The sequence below is a fragment of the Sphingomonas sp. S1-29 genome (assembly GCF_026167545.1).
Lineage (GTDB): Bacteria > Pseudomonadota > Alphaproteobacteria > Sphingomonadales > Sphingomonadaceae > Sphingomonas.
This window is the reverse complement of the sequence record NZ_CP110678.1, coordinates 2,615,908-2,635,414: the sequence shown is the minus strand read 5'-3', so window position 1 is coordinate 2,635,414 and position 19,507 is coordinate 2,615,908. Positions and strand designations below refer to the sequence as shown.

21 protein-coding genes, 1 tRNA gene and 1 pseudogene are annotated in these 19,507 nt (G+C 60.2%); 8 read left to right on the top strand and 15 right to left on the bottom strand.

Annotated features, from left to right (window positions below; all coding sequences use genetic code 11):
- Positions 1-80: 80 nt before the first annotated feature.
- A complete protein-coding gene (locus OKW76_RS12575; protein ID WP_265549216.1) occupies positions 81-1,250 on the bottom strand; it encodes a phospholipase D-like domain-containing protein in 1,170 nt (389 codons plus the stop codon).
- Between the two features lie 120 nt (positions 1,251-1,370).
- Between OKW76_RS12575 and rpoZ the strand changes: the two genes are divergently transcribed.
- Complete coding sequence (rpoZ, locus tag OKW76_RS12570) at positions 1,371-1,715, top strand: DNA-directed RNA polymerase subunit omega (protein ID WP_256506037.1); 345 nt, start codon at positions 1,371-1,373, stop codon at positions 1,713-1,715.
- Between the two features lie 77 nt (positions 1,716-1,792).
- Here rpoZ and OKW76_RS12565 read toward each other — a convergent pair whose 3' ends face one another.
- From OKW76_RS12565 to OKW76_RS12550, 4 genes are all read right to left on the bottom strand, one after another.
- Complete coding sequence (locus tag OKW76_RS12565; protein ID WP_265549215.1) at positions 1,793-2,527, bottom strand: TorF family putative porin; 735 nt, start codon at positions 2,525-2,527, stop codon at positions 1,793-1,795.
- On the bottom strand, positions 2,524-2,973 hold the full coding sequence (locus OKW76_RS12560; RefSeq protein ID WP_265549214.1) for a hypothetical protein: 450 nt from the start codon (positions 2,971-2,973) through the stop codon (positions 2,524-2,526). The genes OKW76_RS12565 and OKW76_RS12560 overlap by 4 nt, the downstream gene beginning before the upstream one ends.
- Before the next feature lie 214 nt (positions 2,974-3,187).
- Positions 3,188-3,862: an RlmE family RNA methyltransferase gene (locus tag OKW76_RS12555; RefSeq protein WP_256506032.1), complete on the bottom strand. Its 675-nt coding sequence runs from the start codon at positions 3,860-3,862 to the stop codon at positions 3,188-3,190.
- 25 nt (positions 3,863-3,887) lie between these two features.
- Positions 3,888-4,934, bottom strand: coding sequence for a Ppx/GppA phosphatase family protein (locus OKW76_RS12550; RefSeq protein WP_265549213.1), 1,047 nt, complete (start codon positions 4,932-4,934; stop codon positions 3,888-3,890).
- A gap of 158 nt (positions 4,935-5,092) precedes the next feature.
- On the opposite strand from OKW76_RS12550, the gene OKW76_RS12545 reads away from it, so the two are divergent.
- A tRNA-Gln gene (locus tag OKW76_RS12545) sits at positions 5,093-5,166 on the top strand.
- A gap of 255 nt (positions 5,167-5,421) precedes the next feature.
- Here OKW76_RS12545 and OKW76_RS12540 read toward each other — a convergent pair.
- From OKW76_RS12540 to OKW76_RS12520, 5 genes are all read right to left on the bottom strand, one after another.
- A complete protein-coding gene (locus OKW76_RS12540) occupies positions 5,422-5,631 on the bottom strand; it encodes a hypothetical protein (RefSeq protein WP_265549212.1) in 210 nt (69 codons plus the stop codon).
- Between the two features lie 310 nt (positions 5,632-5,941).
- Complete coding sequence (locus OKW76_RS12535) at positions 5,942-6,739, bottom strand: hypothetical protein (protein WP_265549211.1); 798 nt, start codon at positions 6,737-6,739, stop codon at positions 5,942-5,944.
- 2 nt (positions 6,740-6,741) lie between these two features.
- A complete protein-coding gene (locus OKW76_RS12530) occupies positions 6,742-7,554 on the bottom strand; it encodes a hypothetical protein (RefSeq protein WP_265549210.1) in 813 nt (270 codons plus the stop codon).
- Positions 7,555-7,595: 41 nt separating this feature from the next.
- Entirely contained in the window at positions 7,596-8,483 is an 888-nt protein-coding gene (locus OKW76_RS12525; RefSeq protein ID WP_265549209.1) for a 3'-5' exonuclease, read from the bottom strand.
- Between the two features lie 114 nt (positions 8,484-8,597).
- The gene (locus OKW76_RS12520) at positions 8,598-9,368 is read right to left on the bottom strand and encodes a hypothetical protein (protein WP_265549208.1); all 771 of its coding nucleotides are present in this window, start codon (positions 9,366-9,368) and stop codon (positions 8,598-8,600) included.
- Between the two features lie 220 nt (positions 9,369-9,588).
- On the opposite strand from OKW76_RS12520, the gene OKW76_RS12515 reads away from it, so the two are divergent.
- From OKW76_RS12515 to OKW76_RS12505, 3 genes are all read left to right on the top strand, one after another.
- Positions 9,589-9,879 carry an ArsR/SmtB family transcription factor gene (locus OKW76_RS12515; RefSeq protein ID WP_265552962.1) on the top strand — a complete coding sequence of 97 codons (291 nt, stop codon included), beginning with the start codon at positions 9,589-9,591 and terminating at the stop codon, positions 9,877-9,879.
- An 863-nt stretch (positions 9,880-10,742) separates the two neighbouring features.
- Complete coding sequence (locus tag OKW76_RS12510; protein WP_265549207.1) at positions 10,743-11,492, top strand: type II toxin-antitoxin system antitoxin SocA domain-containing protein; 750 nt, start codon at positions 10,743-10,745, stop codon at positions 11,490-11,492.
- The gene (locus OKW76_RS12505; RefSeq protein WP_265549206.1) at positions 11,489-11,887 is read left to right on the top strand and encodes a hypothetical protein; all 399 of its coding nucleotides are present in this window, start codon (positions 11,489-11,491) and stop codon (positions 11,885-11,887) included. Before OKW76_RS12510 ends, OKW76_RS12505 begins: the two co-directional genes overlap by 4 nt.
- A gap of 121 nt (positions 11,888-12,008) precedes the next feature.
- Here the strand turns inward: OKW76_RS12505 and tnpA are convergent.
- A pseudogene (tnpA, locus tag OKW76_RS16220) lies at positions 12,009-12,406 on the bottom strand (IS200/IS605 family transposase).
- A 28-nt stretch (positions 12,407-12,434) separates the two neighbouring features.
- On the opposite strand from tnpA, the gene OKW76_RS12500 reads away from it, so the two are divergent.
- Positions 12,435-13,745, top strand: coding sequence for an RNA-guided endonuclease InsQ/TnpB family protein (locus OKW76_RS12500; RefSeq protein ID WP_265549205.1), 1,311 nt, complete (start codon positions 12,435-12,437; stop codon positions 13,743-13,745).
- 31 nt (positions 13,746-13,776) lie between these two features.
- Complete coding sequence (locus tag OKW76_RS12495; protein ID WP_265549204.1) at positions 13,777-14,172, top strand: hypothetical protein; 396 nt, start codon at positions 13,777-13,779, stop codon at positions 14,170-14,172.
- 119 nt (positions 14,173-14,291) lie between these two features.
- Here OKW76_RS12495 and OKW76_RS12490 read toward each other — a convergent pair whose 3' ends face one another.
- The 4 genes from OKW76_RS12490 to OKW76_RS12475 form a co-directional block, all read right to left on the bottom strand.
- On the bottom strand, positions 14,292-14,474 hold the full coding sequence (locus OKW76_RS12490; RefSeq protein ID WP_265549203.1) for a hypothetical protein: 183 nt from the start codon (positions 14,472-14,474) through the stop codon (positions 14,292-14,294).
- Between the two features lie 628 nt (positions 14,475-15,102).
- The gene (sugE, locus tag OKW76_RS12485) at positions 15,103-15,420 is read right to left on the bottom strand and encodes a quaternary ammonium compound efflux SMR transporter SugE (protein ID WP_265549202.1); all 318 of its coding nucleotides are present in this window, start codon (positions 15,418-15,420) and stop codon (positions 15,103-15,105) included.
- A 421-nt stretch (positions 15,421-15,841) separates the two neighbouring features.
- Positions 15,842-17,518, bottom strand: coding sequence for an MFS transporter (locus tag OKW76_RS12480; protein WP_265549201.1), 1,677 nt, complete (start codon positions 17,516-17,518; stop codon positions 15,842-15,844).
- 365 nt (positions 17,519-17,883) lie between these two features.
- On the bottom strand, positions 17,884-18,360 hold the full coding sequence (locus tag OKW76_RS12475; RefSeq protein ID WP_265549200.1) for an Lrp/AsnC family transcriptional regulator: 477 nt from the start codon (positions 18,358-18,360) through the stop codon (positions 17,884-17,886).
- 463 nt (positions 18,361-18,823) lie between these two features.
- Between OKW76_RS12475 and OKW76_RS12470 the strand changes: the two genes are divergently transcribed.
- Complete coding sequence (locus OKW76_RS12470) at positions 18,824-19,390, top strand: hypothetical protein (protein WP_265549199.1); 567 nt, start codon at positions 18,824-18,826, stop codon at positions 19,388-19,390.
- The last annotated feature ends 117 nt before the right edge of the window (positions 19,391-19,507 follow it).

Here is a 19,507-nt window from a genome sequence, read left to right as displayed (position 1 = left end):
GGGGACCTCCCTTCCTGGGAGGGAAGAAGAAGCAGAAGGCCCTCACCCGACCCTCTCCCGCAGGCGGGAGAGGGCTTTAGTCATTCCTTCTCGCCCCAGAAGGGCAGCGTTCGGCTTAGCGACGGGTCGACCACCGCCATCAGGAAATACGCCGCCGCCTGGCTGATACGGCGCGGGATCGACATGCGTTCGCGGTGGAGCGCGGGGGTGATCAGATCGGACTGCGCAACCTCGCCATCGACATAGGCGTGGACGTGGCGCGCGAACACGGGATCGTCGATCCGCAGCATCAGCTCCATGTTCACGAACAGGCTGCGAATGTCGAAATTGGCCGAGCCGATATGCACCGCATCGTCGATCGCGATCAGCTTGGTGTGGAGCTTGGTCGCCTGATATTCGTGGATCGCGACGCCGCGGCGGAGCAGCCCGGCATAGGTGAAGCGCGAGGCCCAGATCGCCATGTAATTGTCGGTGCGCGCGGGCAGCACGATCCGCACCGTACCACCCCGCGCCGCCCGTCCCAGCCGGCGGAGCAAGAGCGGGCCGGGGGCGAAATAGGCGGCGATCAAGTCGATCTGGCGCCCGCGCTTGAGCTCGCGCTGGATCACCCGCGCCCAGGGCGACAGCCGCCGCGTAGGCCCACCGAGCAGCCAGCGCACCGGCCCCTCGTCCTCGCTCCACACGCGCAGCAGCCGGTTGAGTGCGCGGATCGGCGCCTTGGGGCGCTGCGCCCAGCGCAGCAGCGCGTCGAAATAGCCCGCCAGCCGCGCCGCGGCGGGCCCCGCGACCAGCAGGCCGAGGTCGCGCCACGCCTCGTGGTCGTCGCCCGGCGCGCCGAAATAGTCGCTCTTGATGTTGAACCCGCCGATGATGACGCGCGCTTCGTCGGCGAGCGCGAGCTTCTGGTGGTTGCGCAGCAGATAGCGCCGGCCGAAGCGCGGGATGAAACGGCAGACATCGACCCCGCCCGCCGTCAGCCCCTCGAAGAAGTCGCGCCCCGCCGCGGCCTCGCTGCCGAGCCCGTCGACCAGCAGCGAGACCTTCACCCCGCGCGCCGCCGCCGCCGCCAGCGCCTCGCCCACCGCGAGCCCGGCGGCGTCGTCTTCGTAGATGTAATAGAGCACGCGCAGGCTGTGCTGCGCGCCTTCGATCAGGTCGAGCAGCGCGCGATAGCGGCGCGGCCCGGTGTCGAGCATCGTCAGGCGGTTGCCGTCGACGGTGAAGGTCGGTTGCGGGGGCGGCTCGTCCATCGCGCCCTCATGCGGCGTGGCAGGCGCGGGCGCAACCGGCGGAAAATCTTGACTTGCGCGCCGCCCCCGCCTAGGCGGAAGGCTTATCCCCTACACCATCGTCTTGCGAAGGAAGCGTTCATGGCGCGCGTCACTGTCGAGGATTGCGTCGACAAGATCCCCAACCGGTTCGATCTGGTCCTGCTGGCTGCCCAGCGTGCGCGCCAGATTTCGGGCGGCGCCGAACTGACGCTCGAGCGCGACCGCGACAAGAACCCGGTCGTCGCGCTGCGCGAGATTGCCGAGGAGACGGTGCGTCCCGATCACCTGCAGGAATCGGTGGTGTCGAGCCTGCAGCGGGTGATCATCGACGATGACGAGGCGCCCGACGAGGTCGGCTCGCTCTCGGCATCGGCCGAAGCGCTTCGCCTCACCGCCGCTGCCCCGCCGCGCAACCAGAATGTCGGCGGCGACTACGAGGGCTGAAGCTCCGGCTTCCTCCAAGCGAACCAAAAGAGCCGCGGCGTTGTTGCCGCGGCTTTTTTGTTGGGCGATCGACGGCGCTACAGCGCGAAGCGCACCCGGCCGAGCAGGCGATCGCCCGAATGGCGCGCGTCGGCGAATGGGCCGAACGCTTCGGCACGATCGATGTCGGTGCCGAGATAATCGACCCCGAGCGTCAGCGGCCCCTGGCGGTGCTCGACCCCCAGCCGCCAATCGGCATAGCTGCCGCCCGGACGCAGCCGCTGCGCGCGGATCGGATCGTCCGCGCTTCCCGATGAATGGCCGACCCCGGCGATCAGCGTGAACGGCGTGCCGGGAATGCCGGCATCGGCGTTGGCGTAGAGATAGACGTTGCTGCCGCCGATCGCGTCCTGCGACGGCGCGAATTCGACCCCGCCGGTCAGCTGCGCGGGGCCGTAGGTGTAGCTCGCCGATCCGCCGAGTTCGACATAGTCCATCTTCGATCGGGCGCCCGCGAACAGATGCGCGGTGGCGCCGCCGCGCAGCTGGATCGGCCCTACGTCAGTCGCGGTCGTCAGCCGCAGGTCGGCGACCGACCAGGCGCCGTCGTGGCGGATCGAATCGCGCGTCGTGACGACGCGTGCCGAGGCTTCGATTGGCCCGAGCGCACCCGAGACATCGGCCGACAGCGCGGCGCGTCCCTCGCTCCAGCTCAGGCCGCGACGGACTTCATCGGTTGCTGCCTCGAACCCGATCGTGGGGCGGTCCTGCGCCGCCGCGGGCGCGATTGCCGCCGGCAAGGCGGCGGCGATGATCAAGCCAGCGCGCTTCATCCTTCGCGCACCGCGCCGTGCAGCCGGTCGAGCTCGCCGCGCAGGACGTCATGGTCCTCCTGCGCGACCTCGACGATGTGCTGGTTGAGGTCGCGGGTCCGCGCCGCGACTTCCTTGGCGATCGCGGCCTTGTTGGTGGTGCACCAGCCAGCGCGGCTGCCCGAGGCGATGCCTTCGCGGACGAACTGGCGGGTCATCAGCGTGCCCGGCGTCGCCTTGGCTTGCCGAGTCACTGCCATATCGGCCCGCCACGCGCAGCGCAGCGTTGAAGGACGTCCGCCGGGGGCGACGCTGCCGATCTGCTGGTGGTTGATCGTCACCGCGCCGTTGTAGCGCACGTCGACCGGGCCGCTGGCATGGTCGATCCGGGTTTCATGGGCGACGGTCGCGCTCGAGACGGCCACCGTCATGCCAAACATCAGTCCGGCTGCGAGTAGATTGGTCATGCGTTGCTCCTGGCGGTTTTCCCGGTTCGTATCGACCGGTGAGGCTCCCCCGCTGACGCAAGGGCAATAATATTACAACGGGCGAAGGCGCGTTTTGTTGCGGAACTTCGGCGGGAACGGGGTGCTGCCGGGAGCCCGTCGCGGCAAAGCCGCGCCGTCGGTCGGGTCCTGCGGCCCGCCGGCCGGGGGCGGTCCGCGACGCCGATTAGCGCGGCTAATCGGCTCGCCGCCCCTTGAACCCGCTGGCCACGACGAACCATTCGACCGATCCCTTGCGGCTGGCGGGGGGCTTGGCGTGCTTCACGCTGGTGAAGTTGCGCTTCATTTCGACCACCATCGCCGAATCGCCGCCGCCCGCGAACACCTTCGACACGAAGGTGCCGCCGGGCCGCAGCACCTCGATCGCGAAGGCGAGCGCGGCCTCGACCAGCGCCGAGGTGCGCAGCGCGTCGGTCTGTGGATGGCCGACGGTGTTCGCCGCCATGTCCGACAGCACCAGATCTGCCTCGCCGCCCAGCGCCTCGACCAGCCGCTGCGGCGCGGCGTCGTCGAGGAAGTCCATCTGGAGGATCGTCACCCCGTCGATCGGATCGACCGGTAGCAGATCGATGCCGACCACCGCCGCCTGCGGCACGGTGCGGCGCACCACTTGGGCCCAACCGCCCGGCGCGAGCCCCAGATCGACGACGCGGCGCGTGCCCTTCAAAAAGCCGAACTTCTCGTCGAGCTCGATCAGCTTGTACGCGGCGCGGCTGCGATAGCCCTCGGCCTTGGCCTTCTTCACATAGGGGTCGTTGAGCTGGCGCTCGAGCCAGCGCGTCGATTGCGGGGTGCGCTTCTTCGACGTCTTGACCCGGACGCGGCCGGGACTGCCCAAGGTGCGGGTCATCGAACAATTCCAATAGATGAGTAGGTCATGCGCCGCCCTGCATCAGCCGGCGCAAAATGCCCTCGCGAATACCGCGATCGGCGATGCCGAGCCGCTCGGCGGGCCAGATGTCGAGGATCGATTCGAGGATCGCGCAGCCCGCCACCACCAGATCGGCGCGCTCATGGCCGATGCACGGCACCTGTGCGCGCTCGTTGAGGTCGAGCCCCGCGAGCCGCGCGCTGACCGCGCGCATCGCCCCGGTCGGCACGATCAGCCCGTCGATCACCGAGCGATCATAGGAGCTGAGCCCCAGATGGACGCTGGCGAGCGTGGTGACGGTGCCGCTGGTGCCGAGCAATCGCGGCGTTCCCACCGGCATCCCTACCCGATCGGCAAAGGGCGCGAAGCTTGCGGTCACCAGGTCGCGCATCCGGGCGTAGAGGATCGCCAGCCCCTCGCCGCTCGCCGCGCCCGCCGCCGAGGCTTCGGTGAGCGAGACGACGCCCCAGGGCGCGCTGTGCCAGTCGATCACCGTCGGCACGGTGGTACGGGTATCGACCAGCACCAATTCGGTCGATCCGCCGCCGATGTCGAACACCAACGCCGGGCCATCGCCGGGCTCGAGCAATGCGTGGCAGCCGAGCACCGCGAGCCGCGCTTCCTCCTCGGCGGTGATGACGTCGAGCATGATCCCGGTCTCGTCGCGGACGCGGGCGATGAACTCGGCGCCGTTGCTCGCGCGGCGGCACGCCTCGGTCGCGACCGAGCGCGCGAGCGACACGTTGCGCTTGCGCAGTTTATCGGCACAGACGCGCAGCGCCGCCAGCGTCCGATCGATCGCGGCGTCGCTGAGCCGGCCGCTGGTGGCCAACCCCTCACCCAGCCGGACGATTCGCGAAAAGGCATCGACCACGGCAAAACCCGGCCCTTGCGGGCGGGCGATGAGCAGCCGGCAATTGTTGGTGCCGAGATCGAGCGCGGCATAATGGCGCGCATCGGGCCAGCGCGGGCGGCTGGCGCGGGTGGTATTGGCCGGCAACTCGGCGCCCTGGCCGCGCCGCTGCGGCAGTCGGGCGAAATCTTCCCCCATGCCGTCACTCACTTATGTTCTGATCCGTCACGGCAAATAGCCGCCGGTGCTTGGGGGCGAAGCTATCGTATGTGCGCCGGTCGAGCAAGGCGCGCACCAAAAGCGGCGCATTCCCCCCTTGACCCCCGCGAACCGGCTGGGTAGTTGCCGCGCTCGATTGCCCTGTCGTCTAATGGTAAGACAACGGACTCTGACTCCGTTAATCGAGGTTCGAATCCTCGCGGGGCATCCAACTTTTGTCATAATTCATCATCTACCGCTCAATTTTTCACTTAAGCGCTCTGATGAAATGTCGTGCCCCTTAAGGGGTAGACCTAGGTCCCCATAAGGCGGCGAGTGCGTAGCGCTCCAAGTCAATGAAATGGGGGGTCTTCATCCAAGAGGATCTGAGCGATCCGGACCAAGAAACTTCGTGCGTGGTTCGAAACTGCGAAGCTGTGAGGCGTCGGTTACCACCTCGAGCAGGAAGCAGCGCGACATCAATTAATCAGACGCGCGAATCGTGTTTGGCCGATCGATCGGTGCGAATCAGAGCGAACGTGCGCTTGACGGTCTTCCGGCCTATGGTTGCAAGGCCATTGATAGCTGAGGCGATCGGCTCAACGCACGCGTCATCGCTGCTGCTGCCCATGCGGCGCGTCATGCGCAAAACCTCGCTGGATCGCCACGTCGTCAATTCGAAACGCGAGATGGTCACGATGATGACATGGACGAGCCCGCCATTTCAAACCGCGCCGCTTTCAGCAATGCGAATTCTGAAGGGGCGAATTGGAAATGTTTGGTAAGTCATCCGCCCTTACGACCTAGCGATGCCCGGTGGGCAAACTTCGGCGATCAGTGACCCGACGGGCAGGTTGTTGGGACCAAAACGGGTAACAGGGCGCTAAAATTGGGCGGCGAACTCATCAGCCCGGCGCGGACAGGTCGTCGCGACGAGAGCAGCCCCCGCTCGGTTTCCCCGGCACCCCCCAATACAAACCGCCCTTGGAAAATCTCGCAGGCACTTATCAAGCCGGCTTTCCCATCCCCACGATAAACAACGTGAACAGGTGCCCGGTAAGAGCCTCTGCGCCATTTTCGTATGCCAACGCCCCCCAATCGTCCCAACGACCGACGCGCATCGCCAGCCAAGCGAACAGATCATCCCTGGCGCCAGTGTCAGTGAAAGACTGCGACCACATCACCCGCCTGACCGGCATACGCGCACCAATGCCGGTACTAATGCCGGTCAACGTGATCAAGTGCGACCGACCGACACGTTCGCGGGCGAAGACATAGCGCCTATGGCCGACCTCGCGCTCAAAGGCGTTCAACTCCTTCTCGCGAGCCTCTCCCGCTTGCCCAAGCTCTTTCTCTGCGACGGCATCGATGACGTCTACCATAGGCAAATCTTGCCAGGCGGGCTCGCGAGTAGCCTGCAGCATCAGCATAACTGAGCGCCCGAGGTCGGTGAGCCCCCCCTGCAGCGGATTGGGAATATTACCGAACGAGACTCCCGCGTCGAGCAAGCCAATTGAGATCAACCAGCATCGATAGAAACGCGACGACATCATGTCGCCGCCGAACAAATCGTGCTGCTGCTCAGCGACGCTCCCCCAGCGTCCCTCAATGGCGGTTAGTACACGCAGGAGCAGCTCGTGCTGCTCGGCCGCGAAATGCGCATCAGGGAAGCTTAGGTGTCCCTGCCAAAACGCATCTCGCACAGACCGCCAAGTGCGACCGTCGTCGTCCTCCAGCACGCTGCCAGACGCACGAAGCCACCATCCCCAGGGAAGGTTTCCGCCGCCATCTCTGCTGCGATCCATGATCAACCTCCCCTCTGGGGGTCGAGCCCGATGGGCGGTAACGGCGGACCTTCGCGCCCCGGCGCAAGCGTACCGTCCGCGATCGCTTTCAGTTGGGCAGCAAGGTTGACGATTTCGCGCACGACATACGTATCGTCGCGATATTCGGCGGCTGTCTCCGCCGAGAGAAATTGCCGCCGATGGCTGCGCGCGTTGGGCACGATGTCGTAAATATGATTGCAGTCAAATCCGAACCAAAAGGCGTGCGGGTCATCCACGCGATAATCGCTTGCATGGTCGATCGGCCCATATTTGGGCGGGGTCGCCGGCACGTGACATATCCGCCGCGACTCCACGAGAATATCGCGGGTCGGGCTAGGACCATCTTGGCAAATCTCTGAGTAGGTAAGGCCACCATGGACTGCGATCCCAAGGGCTGGCGACACAGCTTCGTGATCCCACCCCCAGAGGGGGTGTTCGCGAGGCACACCGACGTAACCGCTAAGGAACGATTCATGGCGGTCACGAAGCATGATGCACTCATACCCTGACGCCTCATCCCGCCACGCGACCTTGTCGGCTTCACCAAGCCACGGTCCATCCGCGCTAGGCTTGGCCTCATCAACGAAGTAGATTTCGGACGCTGGGACCACCCGGTCGCGGGTCGCATATGGCCGATCTGTGACGAGCGTCACACCGCGGTCCCGGGCGAAAGAACCACCAACACCAGGCAGTCGCTCCACCGCGTCATTGGAATCTAGAATCGGCGCAAGCGCAGTCCCGGTTATCGGCACTAGCGCGGTCGACCTGCTTGCTACTGTTTTCTTCTTAGTCATATTCAAGTCCTTGTTTGTTTGCTGCCGCGCATCCCGCCCGGTCAGAGAAACCGGGTTCGCGGGGTGACGCGAACTATTTCAGGCGATATCTTGTGAGGGCGCGCTTCTGCCGCGTAGACGTTGGCGGCGAGCCAGAACTGCTCAGGCACCAGGTCTTCATCGGGAACCTCGCGCCACCAGACCTTTCGATCCACAGTGGCATCCCACCGATAACCGCGCGCGCGAAGCTCATCCTTCCGGTCGAAATGAGCACCGCGGGCGCGAACTATCCACGAAGGCTTCGATCCGGTTGCGATCATTTCGGACAGGCCGGTTCTGCCATCGCTGTCCCGATGGCGAAGCAATTGGATCAAAGCATCGACATCGCTACTTGCCCGATGCCCGCAATGGTAAAAGCCATTCTGCACCAGCAGAAATCCCAGCACGCGGCCATCGAAGCCGCGAGAACGCCAATCAATTTGACGCATCGAACAGCACCACGGCAGACCGGCGGCGCGGGGAAGCCGCCGTTCTACCCATGCCCGATCGAACGAAGCGTTATGTGCGACCACGAACGAGGCTGATTGAAGCAAGCGGGTTGCGTCATCTTCGTCAATCTCTTGGCCCGCCAAGTCCGCGTCGGTAAGTCGAGTCAGCGCTTTGATCTCGTCGGTCAGCGGCTCGCCCGGGTCCTCCCGCCATTCATACGCCTCATCGATGTCGGTGATTATACCGTCTTGGTCGTACCTGAATCGGCGAATTGCGAGCTCGATGACCTTGCCCGTTTCCACGAGGAGGCTTGTCGTTTCGACATCGATGGCAACGCCGACATGGCTGCCCCGAGCTATGCCATCGCCAGTGGCGCCTGTGCTAAGGCGAAGCGGGCGAAGGACGCGCACGTCCTCCTTGGCGGCCGCATCAGCGAGGCCGCCCTGGGTTCGTATTCTCATTGATGCCTCCTGAGAGCCTGTCAGGCCGGCCGGCGGTGATAGCGCAGTCGAGGAACGCGGCGTTCAGAATGGAACGCGCATCGCAGAAGCGACCGCACAATCACCGCCTGCCGATCAAGCCTGAATGACCTGCTGAATGTCGACAGCAAAAGTTCTTGCCGCCGACGACGAGCAGTCGCGGCCAAGCTGCTTGATCATGGCCGCGATCGGCGCCGGAACAAGCGCGATCACCAGGGGCGAAGACGGGTGAATGCCCGGTCGAATTTCGGCTGCGCGCGCAAGCTCGGGCCCGAAGCGCCCGACGAGCCGAGCCCGCACTTCATCCGCGCTCCGGGCGACCGAAGCATGGAAGGCTTGCACCATTCGCTTGTCTCGCGTTTCCGCTAGCGTAGCAGTGTAAAGGCGCAGCCGCCGGTTCCCGCGAGCTGTGCGCTCGTAATTGGTTCGGCTCGAACCTCCGACGTCGTTGCCATACAGATACTCCGACACGTGCTCTTCAAATCGCTCGTCATCGTCCTCGGCGATAAGCGCATCAACGGTCGAGCGATCAACGTCCAATCCCAAACCTAGCCCGTGGACGAGAATGCCTCGCGTACACGCGTCACGGTCGAGGCAGGCGTCGACCGCAGCGGCGCCGTCGAACACGCGGCGAGGTGCCAGCATCCATGCCATCGGGTCGTAATGCACAGCCTCCCGCTGAAAACGACCAGCGGTTTCTGTTGCGACGAGTGCTACTCGACCAATCGCTCGCCGCGTGGTGATGACGACCTCATCATCATCGCCATCGGCGCCCAACGGATCAGGAAAGACAGCGGCGACTGGCGCAGCTCGAGCAGACTTTTTCGTTGCATTGGTTTCCGGCCTTCTGGCCCCGATTGCGATCATGGTTCACTCCATCGTCGCCAAAAAAGCGATAGCCAAGGACTGGCGAACTTCCTCGGCTCCAACGAATATGGGGCGCGAGAAATACGTTTCAATGGTTCCGGAAACGTTGTATGGTTAGCAGATCGTAATGATAAGCTTGTGAACTGCGGCGAAAGACATTGTCGTATTGAAGCCCTGTTCGGCTTCGCATAGTTGCGTAGGAGTGGAAAAGTTGGAAGCCATGCAGGTAATGAGCGCCCTGGCGCAGGCGACACGTTTGCGCGTCTATCAGCGGCTGATCGAACAGCTACCCGCAGGCATGACTGCCGGAGAAATCGCGAGGGAGGTCGATATGTCGCCAAATGGAATGACAGCCCATTTCACGATCCTCTCGGCAGCAGGTTTGGTAACTTCGCAAAAAGTTGGCCGGACCGTCATATACAAGGCGGAAACCCGTCCGGTCGAAGAACTCAGCGGTTTCTTAGCCGATGCGGTCGAACGGGGGCGCCGCGCTGTTCGCGCACCTAGCTAATAGACAACACATCGATCAGAAAACTTTAGAACCTCCAACGACCGGCACCCGCACAATGGCGCTGTTAGCACAGCGGTAAGCCTTCATTCGCATAGTCATGACAGTGGAACCTGGCGAAGGAGCCAAACCACTCGTGATCGCGAACAGTCATGGTTTTAGGCAAGAATGGGATGTCGATCTGACATCGAATTGGCTTGTGATGTAGCGCGGTCGCTAAAGTCTCGGTGGGCCATTCGACGTCGACAGCAGCGTTATTACCATTCAAGGTAACGCTCCATGCTGTTGCGGCAACAACAGCGGAAATGCCCTCATGCTTTCGCGTTCGTAGCAAAAGCACAGCATTCAAACTGCACGGTGATAGGCCAGCCTGCTTAGCAACCTGGCCAACGACCGGGAACCACATACCAAACGATGGCCGCGGTGCTGACAGCGATCTCACGGCGAAAGGCCCATCAGTGGTCCGCAAATTAAGATAGGCAATTAGCGCAGAAGGCATGCGAGGAGTGCTGGCTGCCAGCCATTCTGTGGACTCGCCCAGGTCACCGGTAGTCAAAGACTTTTGCCCCCTATCATTAGCTTCACGCCGTGTTCGCTACGATCGCTATCGTGTCCTGGAGACCTAACGCCGCCCCCAAGGCGGGCGGACCCGTCGTTCTTCCAGGGTAAAACCCAAAAGTTAAGGACACCAACACTACCACTCCCTCTTGGCTTGGCCTTCAGCTTCGAGGGCGCCGTGGTCCGCTGGACCGGCGAGCTGTCGGTTTCACAAGGGCTGTACGTTTAAGGCTGACGACCGGTCATCGGACACGGCGACGGAGATGATTGGACGCTTCTCGTGACCACGAGGTTACGGAGGAAAAAAGATGATTAACATTGATGACCAGCAGCAGCTGGAAGTGAGCCGCTACCCAAACGAGCTGATTGACCAGATTACTACCGCCAAAACCGCGTGGCCGGTACGGATCGGTCAGGCGATCGTCGGCTTTGGGCTTGCGTTAGCGAAAATGGTCCGCAACATAGTCCGAATGTTGATTTCTGCGCCCCCTGAAGATCCGCTTAGCTACCATCCGAACCGAGAGAAAATCGTCGAAGGTGCCCTATTCCTGCTTCAGCAGGCTGGGCGCGACAGCGTGCGCTTAACCACGGACACGATGAGGATCGCGATGTTTCTCGCTGATAAGTGGCATCTTGACGAGTATGGGCGGCCAGTTTTCTTCGACAACTATGTCGCGACGGCTGCTGGGCCGTTAGGAATTGCCGCTGGCGAAATGTTTGAACCGGCCTTCGCTTGGTCAAACGTTGGAGCCGATGCTGCACCTTGGACGCATGAAAAAGGCACCCTAGGAAACGTTTCGGTTCTGATTGCAGTGCGTGAACCAGACCTACGACTGATCTCGGATTCTGATGTGGATGCCATCTCGAGCGCCTTATCAATCGTCGGTGCGCTTGGAGAAGACGAAATCCGACACTTTACCCACCGCAACCATGCCTATAGCGCCGCTTGGCGAAACGGTGCAGGTGCAGGCAGCCAGCTCGATCCACGTCTAGTTCTCGAAGAGCGCGATGACGATCTGATTGATGATCTTCTCTACATCTCTCGGCACACCCTATGACGCCCCAGCCCAGCGACGTTTGGGGATTCCGAAGCCCAACGCTGCCCAATCAGGAGCTGAAATTTAAATACCACCTCTGCGTCAGTGACGAAGGACTATTTCTTTTCGTCAGCACTTATAAGCGCAAATATCGGGGCAGTATCGCGATACCAAATTCGGATTTCCCGTTTCTTACTCCAACGGACAGCGGCATGAGCCAGATATCGTGCACCACGATCATCAAGCGCCAGTTCCCCGATTCATCCATTCCGCGAAAGAATCCGAGGGGCAGGGTCAAAAGGGATGTCATGAAAGAGTTGCTTCGTTACGTTAAAACGACGAACACCCTCACTCAAAAGCAGAAGGAGATTATCACTGAAGAGCTTTATAATTACTATGGCACGACACTAGATTAGGCTGGAGTGCCTTTGTTGGCGTCATATGGGTCGAAAAGGAAACCACATGCGTGCGCTGGTACTTGGTTTAACAAACCAAGCGGGAATTCCCCTATGCTTTAGCGACGGGATGAAAGCGCTCTTACTTTCCCTGGCATTCTGAGATATATCTCCGAATGGTCTCGGCGCTCATGGCGCCGGCGGTTCCTACATAGTAGGCGGAGGTCCAGAGCTGACCTTTACCAGTTTGTTTGGCAAGTTCTGGGAATTGCTTGCGCACCATGCGCGAACTGTAACCCTTTAGCAGCCCCACAATTTTTGAGGGCGCTTCGCTGGGCTTAGCGCTTACGAAGCAGTGCACATGATCAATGTCGGTCTCCAACGCCAGCACGGTGTAACCGTGCGTGGCGCAGCAGGCGATGATCGCCTGCTTGGTAGCCTTTCCACGTCGCCTTTCAGGATGCGTCTGCGGTATTTCGGTAGCCAGACAAAGTGGTAGGCGATATTGTAGTGACTCCAGCGGGTTTTACCGGCTTGCAAGTATCGGTCATATGGCTACGCCGATCCGATGGGTGAGGCTATGCCAAGTGTCCGCATCGAATCACTTGCGGGGCTGCCGCGCCGCAAGGTTGAAGCGTTGCGTCTTGGTCGCGTCGAAGCCGGCAAGGTCTGGACGCTGTGCCGTGATCTCCATTTGGATGCGCGAAAGTCCTCTTCGTATTGGCCCAAGCGTGACGATCTGCAGAAGGCCACTAAGGGGCTTTTTGCACTGCACAGTCAGACGGTGCAGATGATTACCCACGCCTTCCTGGCGAACGTGGAGACAGCTAGACAGCTTCGACTAAAGGGTAACGCAAAGATGCGCTATCCCTACAAGGATAAGCACTATTACCCGTTGATGTGGCCGAAGCAGGCGGTGTCCCTGACGACTAAGACGATCATCTTGCCCATGGGTCGAGGACGATCGTCGATCGTCCTGCCTAGGCCGGACTGGTTGACCGCTCCTGCGGCCTGCCAGATCGTGTGGAACGGCATTGAGGATCAGCTGCATATCGTAGTTGAGGGTGTTGCGGTCACCGTTCCTCCAGGGACCAACCATGCGACCGTCGATCTTGGGCAGATTCATCAGGCCGCTGTCGTTGCAGATAACGGCAAGGCTTTGATTGTATCAGGTCGAGGTATCCGTTCAGAAAAGCGCGGCGTCAACATGATGCATGGCAAGGTTGCCAAGCTTCAGTCGAAATGCACGAAAGGCTCAAGGCGCCATCGCAAGCTCGGAAGGACCCGACGCAAGCTAGCTGCTCGCACTGAGCGACGTATTCGCGATATGCGCCACAAGGGCACGCGCCAAGTCATCGATTTCTGCGTCGCTAATGAAGTCGGCAGCGTGTTCATCGGCAATCCGCATGGCGTCCGTAGGCGACCATGCGGCCGCAAGCATAACCAGCGCATGTCCCAATGGGAGTATGGTAAGGACATAACTTACCTCGAGCAGAAGGCCAAGAAGGCCTGCATTTCGAGCTTCACTGGATCCGAGAGAGGAACCTCAAGCCAGTGTCCGGAATGCAGCGCTCGAAAGAAGGCCAAAGGTCGCAGATGGACCTGCAAATCCTGTGGATTTTCAGGTCATCGCGAGCTCGTTGGCGCAGCAAACATGCATCCTATCGCTTTTGGCGAAAAGGTCGCGTTCCCGTCTCTTCAAGACACCACGTATCAACGACCTGTTCGTTTCGGCGGACTGGGAAGTTGTAGTCGCTCAGACACGAGCCGGGGGAAGTCCCCTGTCGCTGTTTTCGAGTTGAACGGCCAAGCACCGGATTTATCCGTGACTGTGGCGGGGACACGCCCGACTCAGTCCGCGCAACGCGTTCAATGCTAAACAGAAACCCTACCCCTTTAGGGGTAAGGGAGTGTCATTTGTTCTGTCAGCGGGCTGCTCATCCAACGAGCCTGCAGCCGAGCAGATGCCTTCATCGGACGAGATGCCTATCGGGGCCCCGCCCGCCGCCGATGCGGGTGGAACGGCCTACAGCGTTCCAGCCGATCCGAATGCTACCTATAGCCTTCTTGGGGTAACCAAAGGACCGGGCACCAACATCATCGCGATGACCCAGCGAACAGGCTCTTCTGGCACGAGCTATTCCAATCGTGAGATTGATTGTGGCGGTCAGCTTGCTCGCTACATCGGCGAGGGTGATACGCCCGAAGAAGCACAAAAGCCCGCCCCAAACCCCGGCGAAATGGCTCCTCTGGTGGAGGGATCCAGCACCCATACGGCGGTTCAGGTGGCCTGTAACAACCAGTGATTCCAGAAAGTACAACTTGCACAAAATTTAGTTTCATCGGTTCTTGCGAAAACTTTTAGGGGCTAATAGCTTAAAGTTTCACAACTGCGTAATCGGATGATAATGACAGTCTTTGAAAGCTAACCCCGGTGTTCCCGCCGATGCTGTTCAACGCCATCACTATCTATTACTGATATCTCGACCGGACGGGAATCGGCATAGCCTGCATAATCGGCTTCCTCTATCGCATCGACAAGCAAATCAAAGATATGCTCTTCGATGACCGGGCCTTGCCAAGCCATAACTCTTACGGTGTAAGCCATTCTACGCTCCATCCCTCTTGGCAGATATATAGGATGCCGCAAGTTGACGCGATAGCGGTCGGCATCCAAATTTTTACCGAATTATCGATAAAGCGTCTCGCGGTGCGGTGCCTGGGACGCATCACTTGTTCAGAAGCTAAACTTGCGTTCGAGCCCCGCGCGCCCCCGGATTTGACCCCGCGCTGTTCCAAGATGCCGGGAAGTTAACGGCGCTCGACCACAATCGCGAGTTTTGCGTGAGGGAAGATTACCCCCTCCATCCCAAACTGGCCAGATGCCTCGATTTAGCGCCCCCTCCCGGCGGTCAGCGCAATTGGCAGCGCAGGAAGCTCGTACTCGGTATCACTCGCCGTGCATCGCGAATGGGTCGAAACCGTAGAGTAGAATAACAATCATCTGCAAGCAGCATCGCTGGCCACTTCTGTTGGATAGGGATGAGATTGCTGGCTCGCTTCAGCAAAAAATCCCCAAAAGTCTTCGCTCAAATAACGTAATCTCACGCGTTAGAATCAAGTTTTGCTGCGAGAGGGGGAACGATACTCGCACTATGGCAGCTTTGACCAAACTAAAGAACGAAACTGGCCGACTGCCCGCTGTCCCATGCCTAAGGAGCAGCTTCATCGTGCCGTCATGCGGTTGCAAGCTTCATCAGAACCAATCCACTGACTATTAGCAAGGCTGCTACGATACGCATGACGCTGGCTGCTTCGCCGAACACGATAATCCCCAGAATAAATGCGCCGATCGCGCCAATGCCTGTCCAAATCGTATAGGCCGTGCCGAGCGGTAAAGTTCGCATGGACCAGGAGAGCAAAGCGAAGCTGACGGCCATGCCACCAATGGTGACGACGCTGGGCCATAGCCGGGAGAACCCATGCGACTGCTTCATCGCCGTCGCCCACACGATCTCGAACAAGCCAGCAAGTACAAGAGCGATCCACGCCATAGCAGCCTCCTCCGGGCCGCCGGGCCGTCCCGGTCTTGAACACCCGACGAGGGGCGAGAACGTGGTCGTCGCGTTGGTTTGATAGCATTCCCCGGAAAGCCATTCAATGTTCGCGATGCCGTAGAAGCCCCGAACGTGATGGTACTACCGTCCGCAAAACCAGCGATGTCGACCGTAGCTCCTGCGGACGATCGTAAGCTTGACTTGCATTCGAATGGCTCCAGCCTGCTCAAGCGCGTTGACCCGGATGTGGAGCTGGATCAGTTCGGCAATGCTCCTGTCGGGAACGTTCGGAAACCCAGTCGCTGTGACGCCCTGAAAGCGCGTTCGCTCAATTGGCCGACGTTACAATTGCCTCGAAGCCTCGCACGTTGATCTCAGTTATGAGTTCGCGGCTTAGTGCGGACCTCGCTAACGAGATTTACGATAAGCGCGACTGGTCCGTCATTGGCGGCGCGAGTTCGCGTGGATCAACATCGGGGCCATCGGGTGGAAAACCCGTCTGCCTTTCCAGAAGGCGCCGAACGACAGGCGGTTCTGTACCGCAGTGCAAATCTCTTACGCGGTCCATGACAAGCGCGTCGTCGTGAGTGAAACGTTGATTATGTCGCAAATACTCGGTCCAAGTCGGGCTGTGATAGCGCTCTACCCAAAGCTCGGGATCGGCCAAATCGCGCATCAGGAACCAGCGCCGCGCACCATTTTTGCGCCGAATCTGTCGCCTTTCAGCCATGACGCGCAGAAATTCATACGTGTTCTCAGCCGCAATGCGATACTCGATGGTAACGATCACCGGCCCCATCCGGCCCCGCATCACAACAGTTGTCGACGGCTCATTGAACTTCTCTAGGTCGAGGTTCATCGCCTCGGTCTCGGCAAGCGGAAACCAGCGACCGAGCACGATGCAGCCGACTTGCACTGCTGCCGCAATCATGAGGGCGGTGGAAAGATCGGACTGTTGAGTGATATAGCCCCAAAGCCACGCACCGCCGGCCATCCCGCTGAACGTCGCCATTTGATAGAGAGATAGTGCGCGCGCCACTACCCAGCGCGGCGCAGACATCTGCACGGTTGCGTTGAGGATCGACACGACGGTTACCCAGCCCAGGCCGCACAGCGCCATAGCTCCCATGGTGACGATGAGCCATGTGCTGAACGCAGAGACCATTATTCCGAGCGCCGAAGCGAAAAGCGCTCCGCGCACGACAAGCTCGTTCGAATAAGCCAGTCGAAGTCGATGCGACCAAAGGGCGCCGCCAACTGCTCCCGCCCCAAACGCCCCGAGCAGCAGTCCATAGGTCTCCGGGCCGCCACCAATAACGTCGCGGGCAATCAAGGGTAGCAAAGCCGATGCCGCGCTTGACCCGAGCCCCGTCACCAAGCCCCGAACCATCGTGGTGTTGATACTTGGGCTCATGGCAACGAATCGAATGCCTGATGCAATCGCGCTGCGGAGCCGTTCACGCGGCAAAATGCGGCGTTCTGGATCCATGTTCCATCGTAAAAGGACGGCTATCAATCCAAGGTAGCTAAGCGCATTGAAAGTGAACGCTGCCCCTGCTCCTGCCGTTGCCACGATCAGGCCACCGACGGCGGGGCCGACGCTGCGAGCAAGGTTGAAACCCATGCTGTTGAGCGTGACGGCAGCTGGGACGTCTTCGCGTGGCACCATGGCACCGACCGACGCCTGCCAAGCCGGCGCATTCAACGCGGCCCCACAACCGATCAGGAACGTGAAGAGTAGAAGGAGCCACGGCGTTACCCAATTTAGATAGGCCGCGGCCGCCAATGCCGTCGAAACCAGAAGCATCAAGATCTGTGCCACCAACATAATCTTGCGGCGGTCGTATGCATCAGCCAGCGCTCCCGCAACTAACGCAAGCATAACGATAGGTAGCGTAATCGCAGCCTGCACCAGCGTTATCATTTGCGCAGATGCGCCGAGCGCCACCATCTCCCAGGCCGCGCCGACACCCTGAATCATGCCACCAAAGCTGGACGCCAAGGTGGCGATCCACACGGAGCGGAAGATTTGGTGCTTAAACGGGGTAAGCGCGGAGGCGGGCGCCGCCGACTCCGACTGAGGACTATCTTTCATTACCACGTCCCTAAACCAAAGGCCTCGGCGCCCACGCGTCTGGAAGCTGCCTACCCCTCACTCATAACGCGAAGCTCTGCCTATAGTCTGCGCATCCGAGGGTGACCGCTAGCCCAATGTAGTGAGGAATGACATGCGGCCTCACGAAGCAGGTTTACCATGCCATCGCGCGGGCAACGCTTGCTGCGATATTTGCCTCCGCAACTCGCCTGGAAGTTGGACGTCCCCTCCCCCGGTCCGCTACAAGTCGGTTTCGGCGACCGTTCTCCCGCCTTCTCTTCCGCTTGATATGGATACGCAGGCGTTCAGGCCTAGGCTGCTGCCAGCGTGAATGGGGGTCGATGCGATCGGGACGCCGACGTTCTTCAACTACCCCCTATAGGATACCCTTTAAATGCCTTGGGCGTATCCATGATAACGTGCGTAATAATACGGGTAGCGCCTACCTCTTGGACCATCAGATCCTTTAAAGCATTCCACTCCGGCATCGCACCCACCACAACCTTAAGAATGTAATCCGTGTCGCCGCTGACATGCGACGCCTCGACCACCTGAGGCAGACGCAACATAGCTTCCTCGAAGCGCATTCGCTCTTCAGGATGACGTCCCGCTAGCGTCACCTCGACAATCAGCACCAAGCCCACTTCGATGTGAAAAGGATTTAGTCGGGCGTGATAGCTTTGGATCACCCCGGCTTCTTCAAGGCGCCTAACACGTGACAGGCATGCGCTCTGCGAAAGCGAAACACGCAACGCAAGTGCTGCATTTGAGAGACGCCCTTCACCCTGCAATTCCCGCAGGATTTTTCGGTCAATCCTGTCAAGCGAACGATCAGTTGTCATCGCATAGGAAAACCGCAGAATTTGCGGTCACCGTCAAGGCCTTCGGGACCATCTTCGGCGTAAATTCCGCTATCCTCCGGGCAACAACATGGAGACAGATATGATTAGCGAATTTGCTGAAAGTCACAGACCGGCCAGTGAACTTTTGACTACAATAATCGCGCTCACTCTGATCTTGGGCCTTCCAGTAACCATTGCAATTAGCGGAATGCTTTTCGGTAAGTCTCTGGTCAGCTAGGTTACCAAGGCCTGGAGACGGTCGTGTGATTCTATGCTAAAGATTTGGTGTAGATTGAACAGAAGCCCGCGTTTCGCATAATATAATGGACCATGCATCGACGTGATTGCAGGCCGATACTTTACGACCAGCCATAATACGAGCCCGTGGTCGCAAAGAGAAATTGGTTTTGAAAGGAATAGCGAAATGGCAATGATAAGACACCTTCGGATATCATTGATAGTAATGTCTTCACTTAGCCTCGCCATACCTGCCACTGCCCAAACAGACATTCCCACATCCGCGTTCACAAGGGAACGCGACGGAACGCTGGCTCATAGCGGAAGCATCCTTCAATTTCCGGAAGCGGTGGCGGGCTTTCGTCGAACAGGGAACGCCGTATTTGACCCAGGAGGCGCGTATGTTGGCGTGCGGTACTTAATGCCTCTGGGGCAGGACGCTCAAATCCAGCTAACCATAGCCATCGTTCAGATCGGCCAGATGACCCCAAAAACACACTATAGCATCATGAAGCCGATGGCGTTTCGCGGGCTCTATAAGGTGCAAGTCATCGCTGAGAGACCCTATACGCGAGCTGGCGGTGCCCCGGGCCATCGGGGAATCTTTAAGGCGGTCCGGAACGGTCGCCCGAAGATGGTGGATCTTCGGGCGTTTGAGCAGGGATCTTGGCATCTTCGTTCACGCGGTGAGTTTCCTGCAACGCATCGCATACAAGCCGAAAAGGCGATCGATGACCTCGTGAGCCAGCTCAGCGCCATTAATCGCAGCGATCAGACCGCGCCGACGCGCTAAGGCCAACTCGATTACGTGTACTGCTCGACGATCCGCGGCATCTAACCGGTAATCGACGCCGGCCGCGTGCGACTCTAAGCATTCGCCAGGGGCACGCGAGTCTACTATGTGCTAGGA

Bases quoted from the DNA above. Each gene is read 5' to 3' on its own strand.
- OKW76_RS12575 (WP_265549216.1), bottom strand. From the start codon at position 1,250: ATGGACGAGCCGCCCCCGCAACCGACCTTCACCGTCGACGGCAACCGC.
- rpoZ (WP_256506037.1), top strand. From the start codon at position 1,371: ATGGCGCGCGTCACTGTCGAGGATTGCGTCGACAAGATCCCCAACCGG.
- OKW76_RS12565 (WP_265549215.1), bottom strand. From the start codon at position 2,527: ATGAAGCGCGCTGGCTTGATCATCGCCGCCGCCTTGCCGGCGGCAATC.
- OKW76_RS12560 (WP_265549214.1), bottom strand. From the start codon at position 2,973: ATGACCAATCTACTCGCAGCCGGACTGATGTTTGGCATGACGGTGGCC.
- OKW76_RS12555 (WP_256506032.1), bottom strand. From the start codon at position 3,862: ATGACCCGCACCTTGGGCAGTCCCGGCCGCGTCCGGGTCAAGACGTCG.
- OKW76_RS12550 (WP_265549213.1), bottom strand. From the start codon at position 4,934: ATGGGGGAAGATTTCGCCCGACTGCCGCAGCGGCGCGGCCAGGGCGCC.
- OKW76_RS12535 (WP_265549211.1), bottom strand. From the start codon at position 6,739: ATGGATCGCAGCAGAGATGGCGGCGGAAACCTTCCCTGGGGATGGTGG.
- OKW76_RS12530 (WP_265549210.1), bottom strand. From the start codon at position 7,554: ATGACTAAGAAGAAAACAGTAGCAAGCAGGTCGACCGCGCTAGTGCCG.
- OKW76_RS12525 (WP_265549209.1), bottom strand. From the start codon at position 8,483: ATGAGAATACGAACCCAGGGCGGCCTCGCTGATGCGGCCGCCAAGGAG.
- OKW76_RS12520 (WP_265549208.1), bottom strand. From the start codon at position 9,368: ATGATCGCAATCGGGGCCAGAAGGCCGGAAACCAATGCAACGAAAAAG.
- OKW76_RS12515 (WP_265552962.1), top strand. From the start codon at position 9,589: ATGCAGGTAATGAGCGCCCTGGCGCAGGCGACACGTTTGCGCGTCTAT.
- OKW76_RS12510 (WP_265549207.1), top strand. From the start codon at position 10,743: ATGATTAACATTGATGACCAGCAGCAGCTGGAAGTGAGCCGCTACCCA.
- OKW76_RS12505 (WP_265549206.1), top strand. From the start codon at position 11,489: ATGACGCCCCAGCCCAGCGACGTTTGGGGATTCCGAAGCCCAACGCTG.
- OKW76_RS12500 (WP_265549205.1), top strand. From the start codon at position 12,435: ATGGGTGAGGCTATGCCAAGTGTCCGCATCGAATCACTTGCGGGGCTG.
- OKW76_RS12490 (WP_265549203.1), bottom strand. From the start codon at position 14,474: ATGGCTTACACCGTAAGAGTTATGGCTTGGCAAGGCCCGGTCATCGAA.
- sugE (WP_265549202.1), bottom strand. From the start codon at position 15,420: ATGGCGTGGATCGCTCTTGTACTTGCTGGCTTGTTCGAGATCGTGTGG.
- OKW76_RS12480 (WP_265549201.1), bottom strand. From the start codon at position 17,518: ATGAAAGATAGTCCTCAGTCGGAGTCGGCGGCGCCCGCCTCCGCGCTT.
- OKW76_RS12475 (WP_265549200.1), bottom strand. From the start codon at position 18,360: ATGACAACTGATCGTTCGCTTGACAGGATTGACCGAAAAATCCTGCGG.
- OKW76_RS12470 (WP_265549199.1), top strand. From the start codon at position 18,824: ATGTCTTCACTTAGCCTCGCCATACCTGCCACTGCCCAAACAGACATT.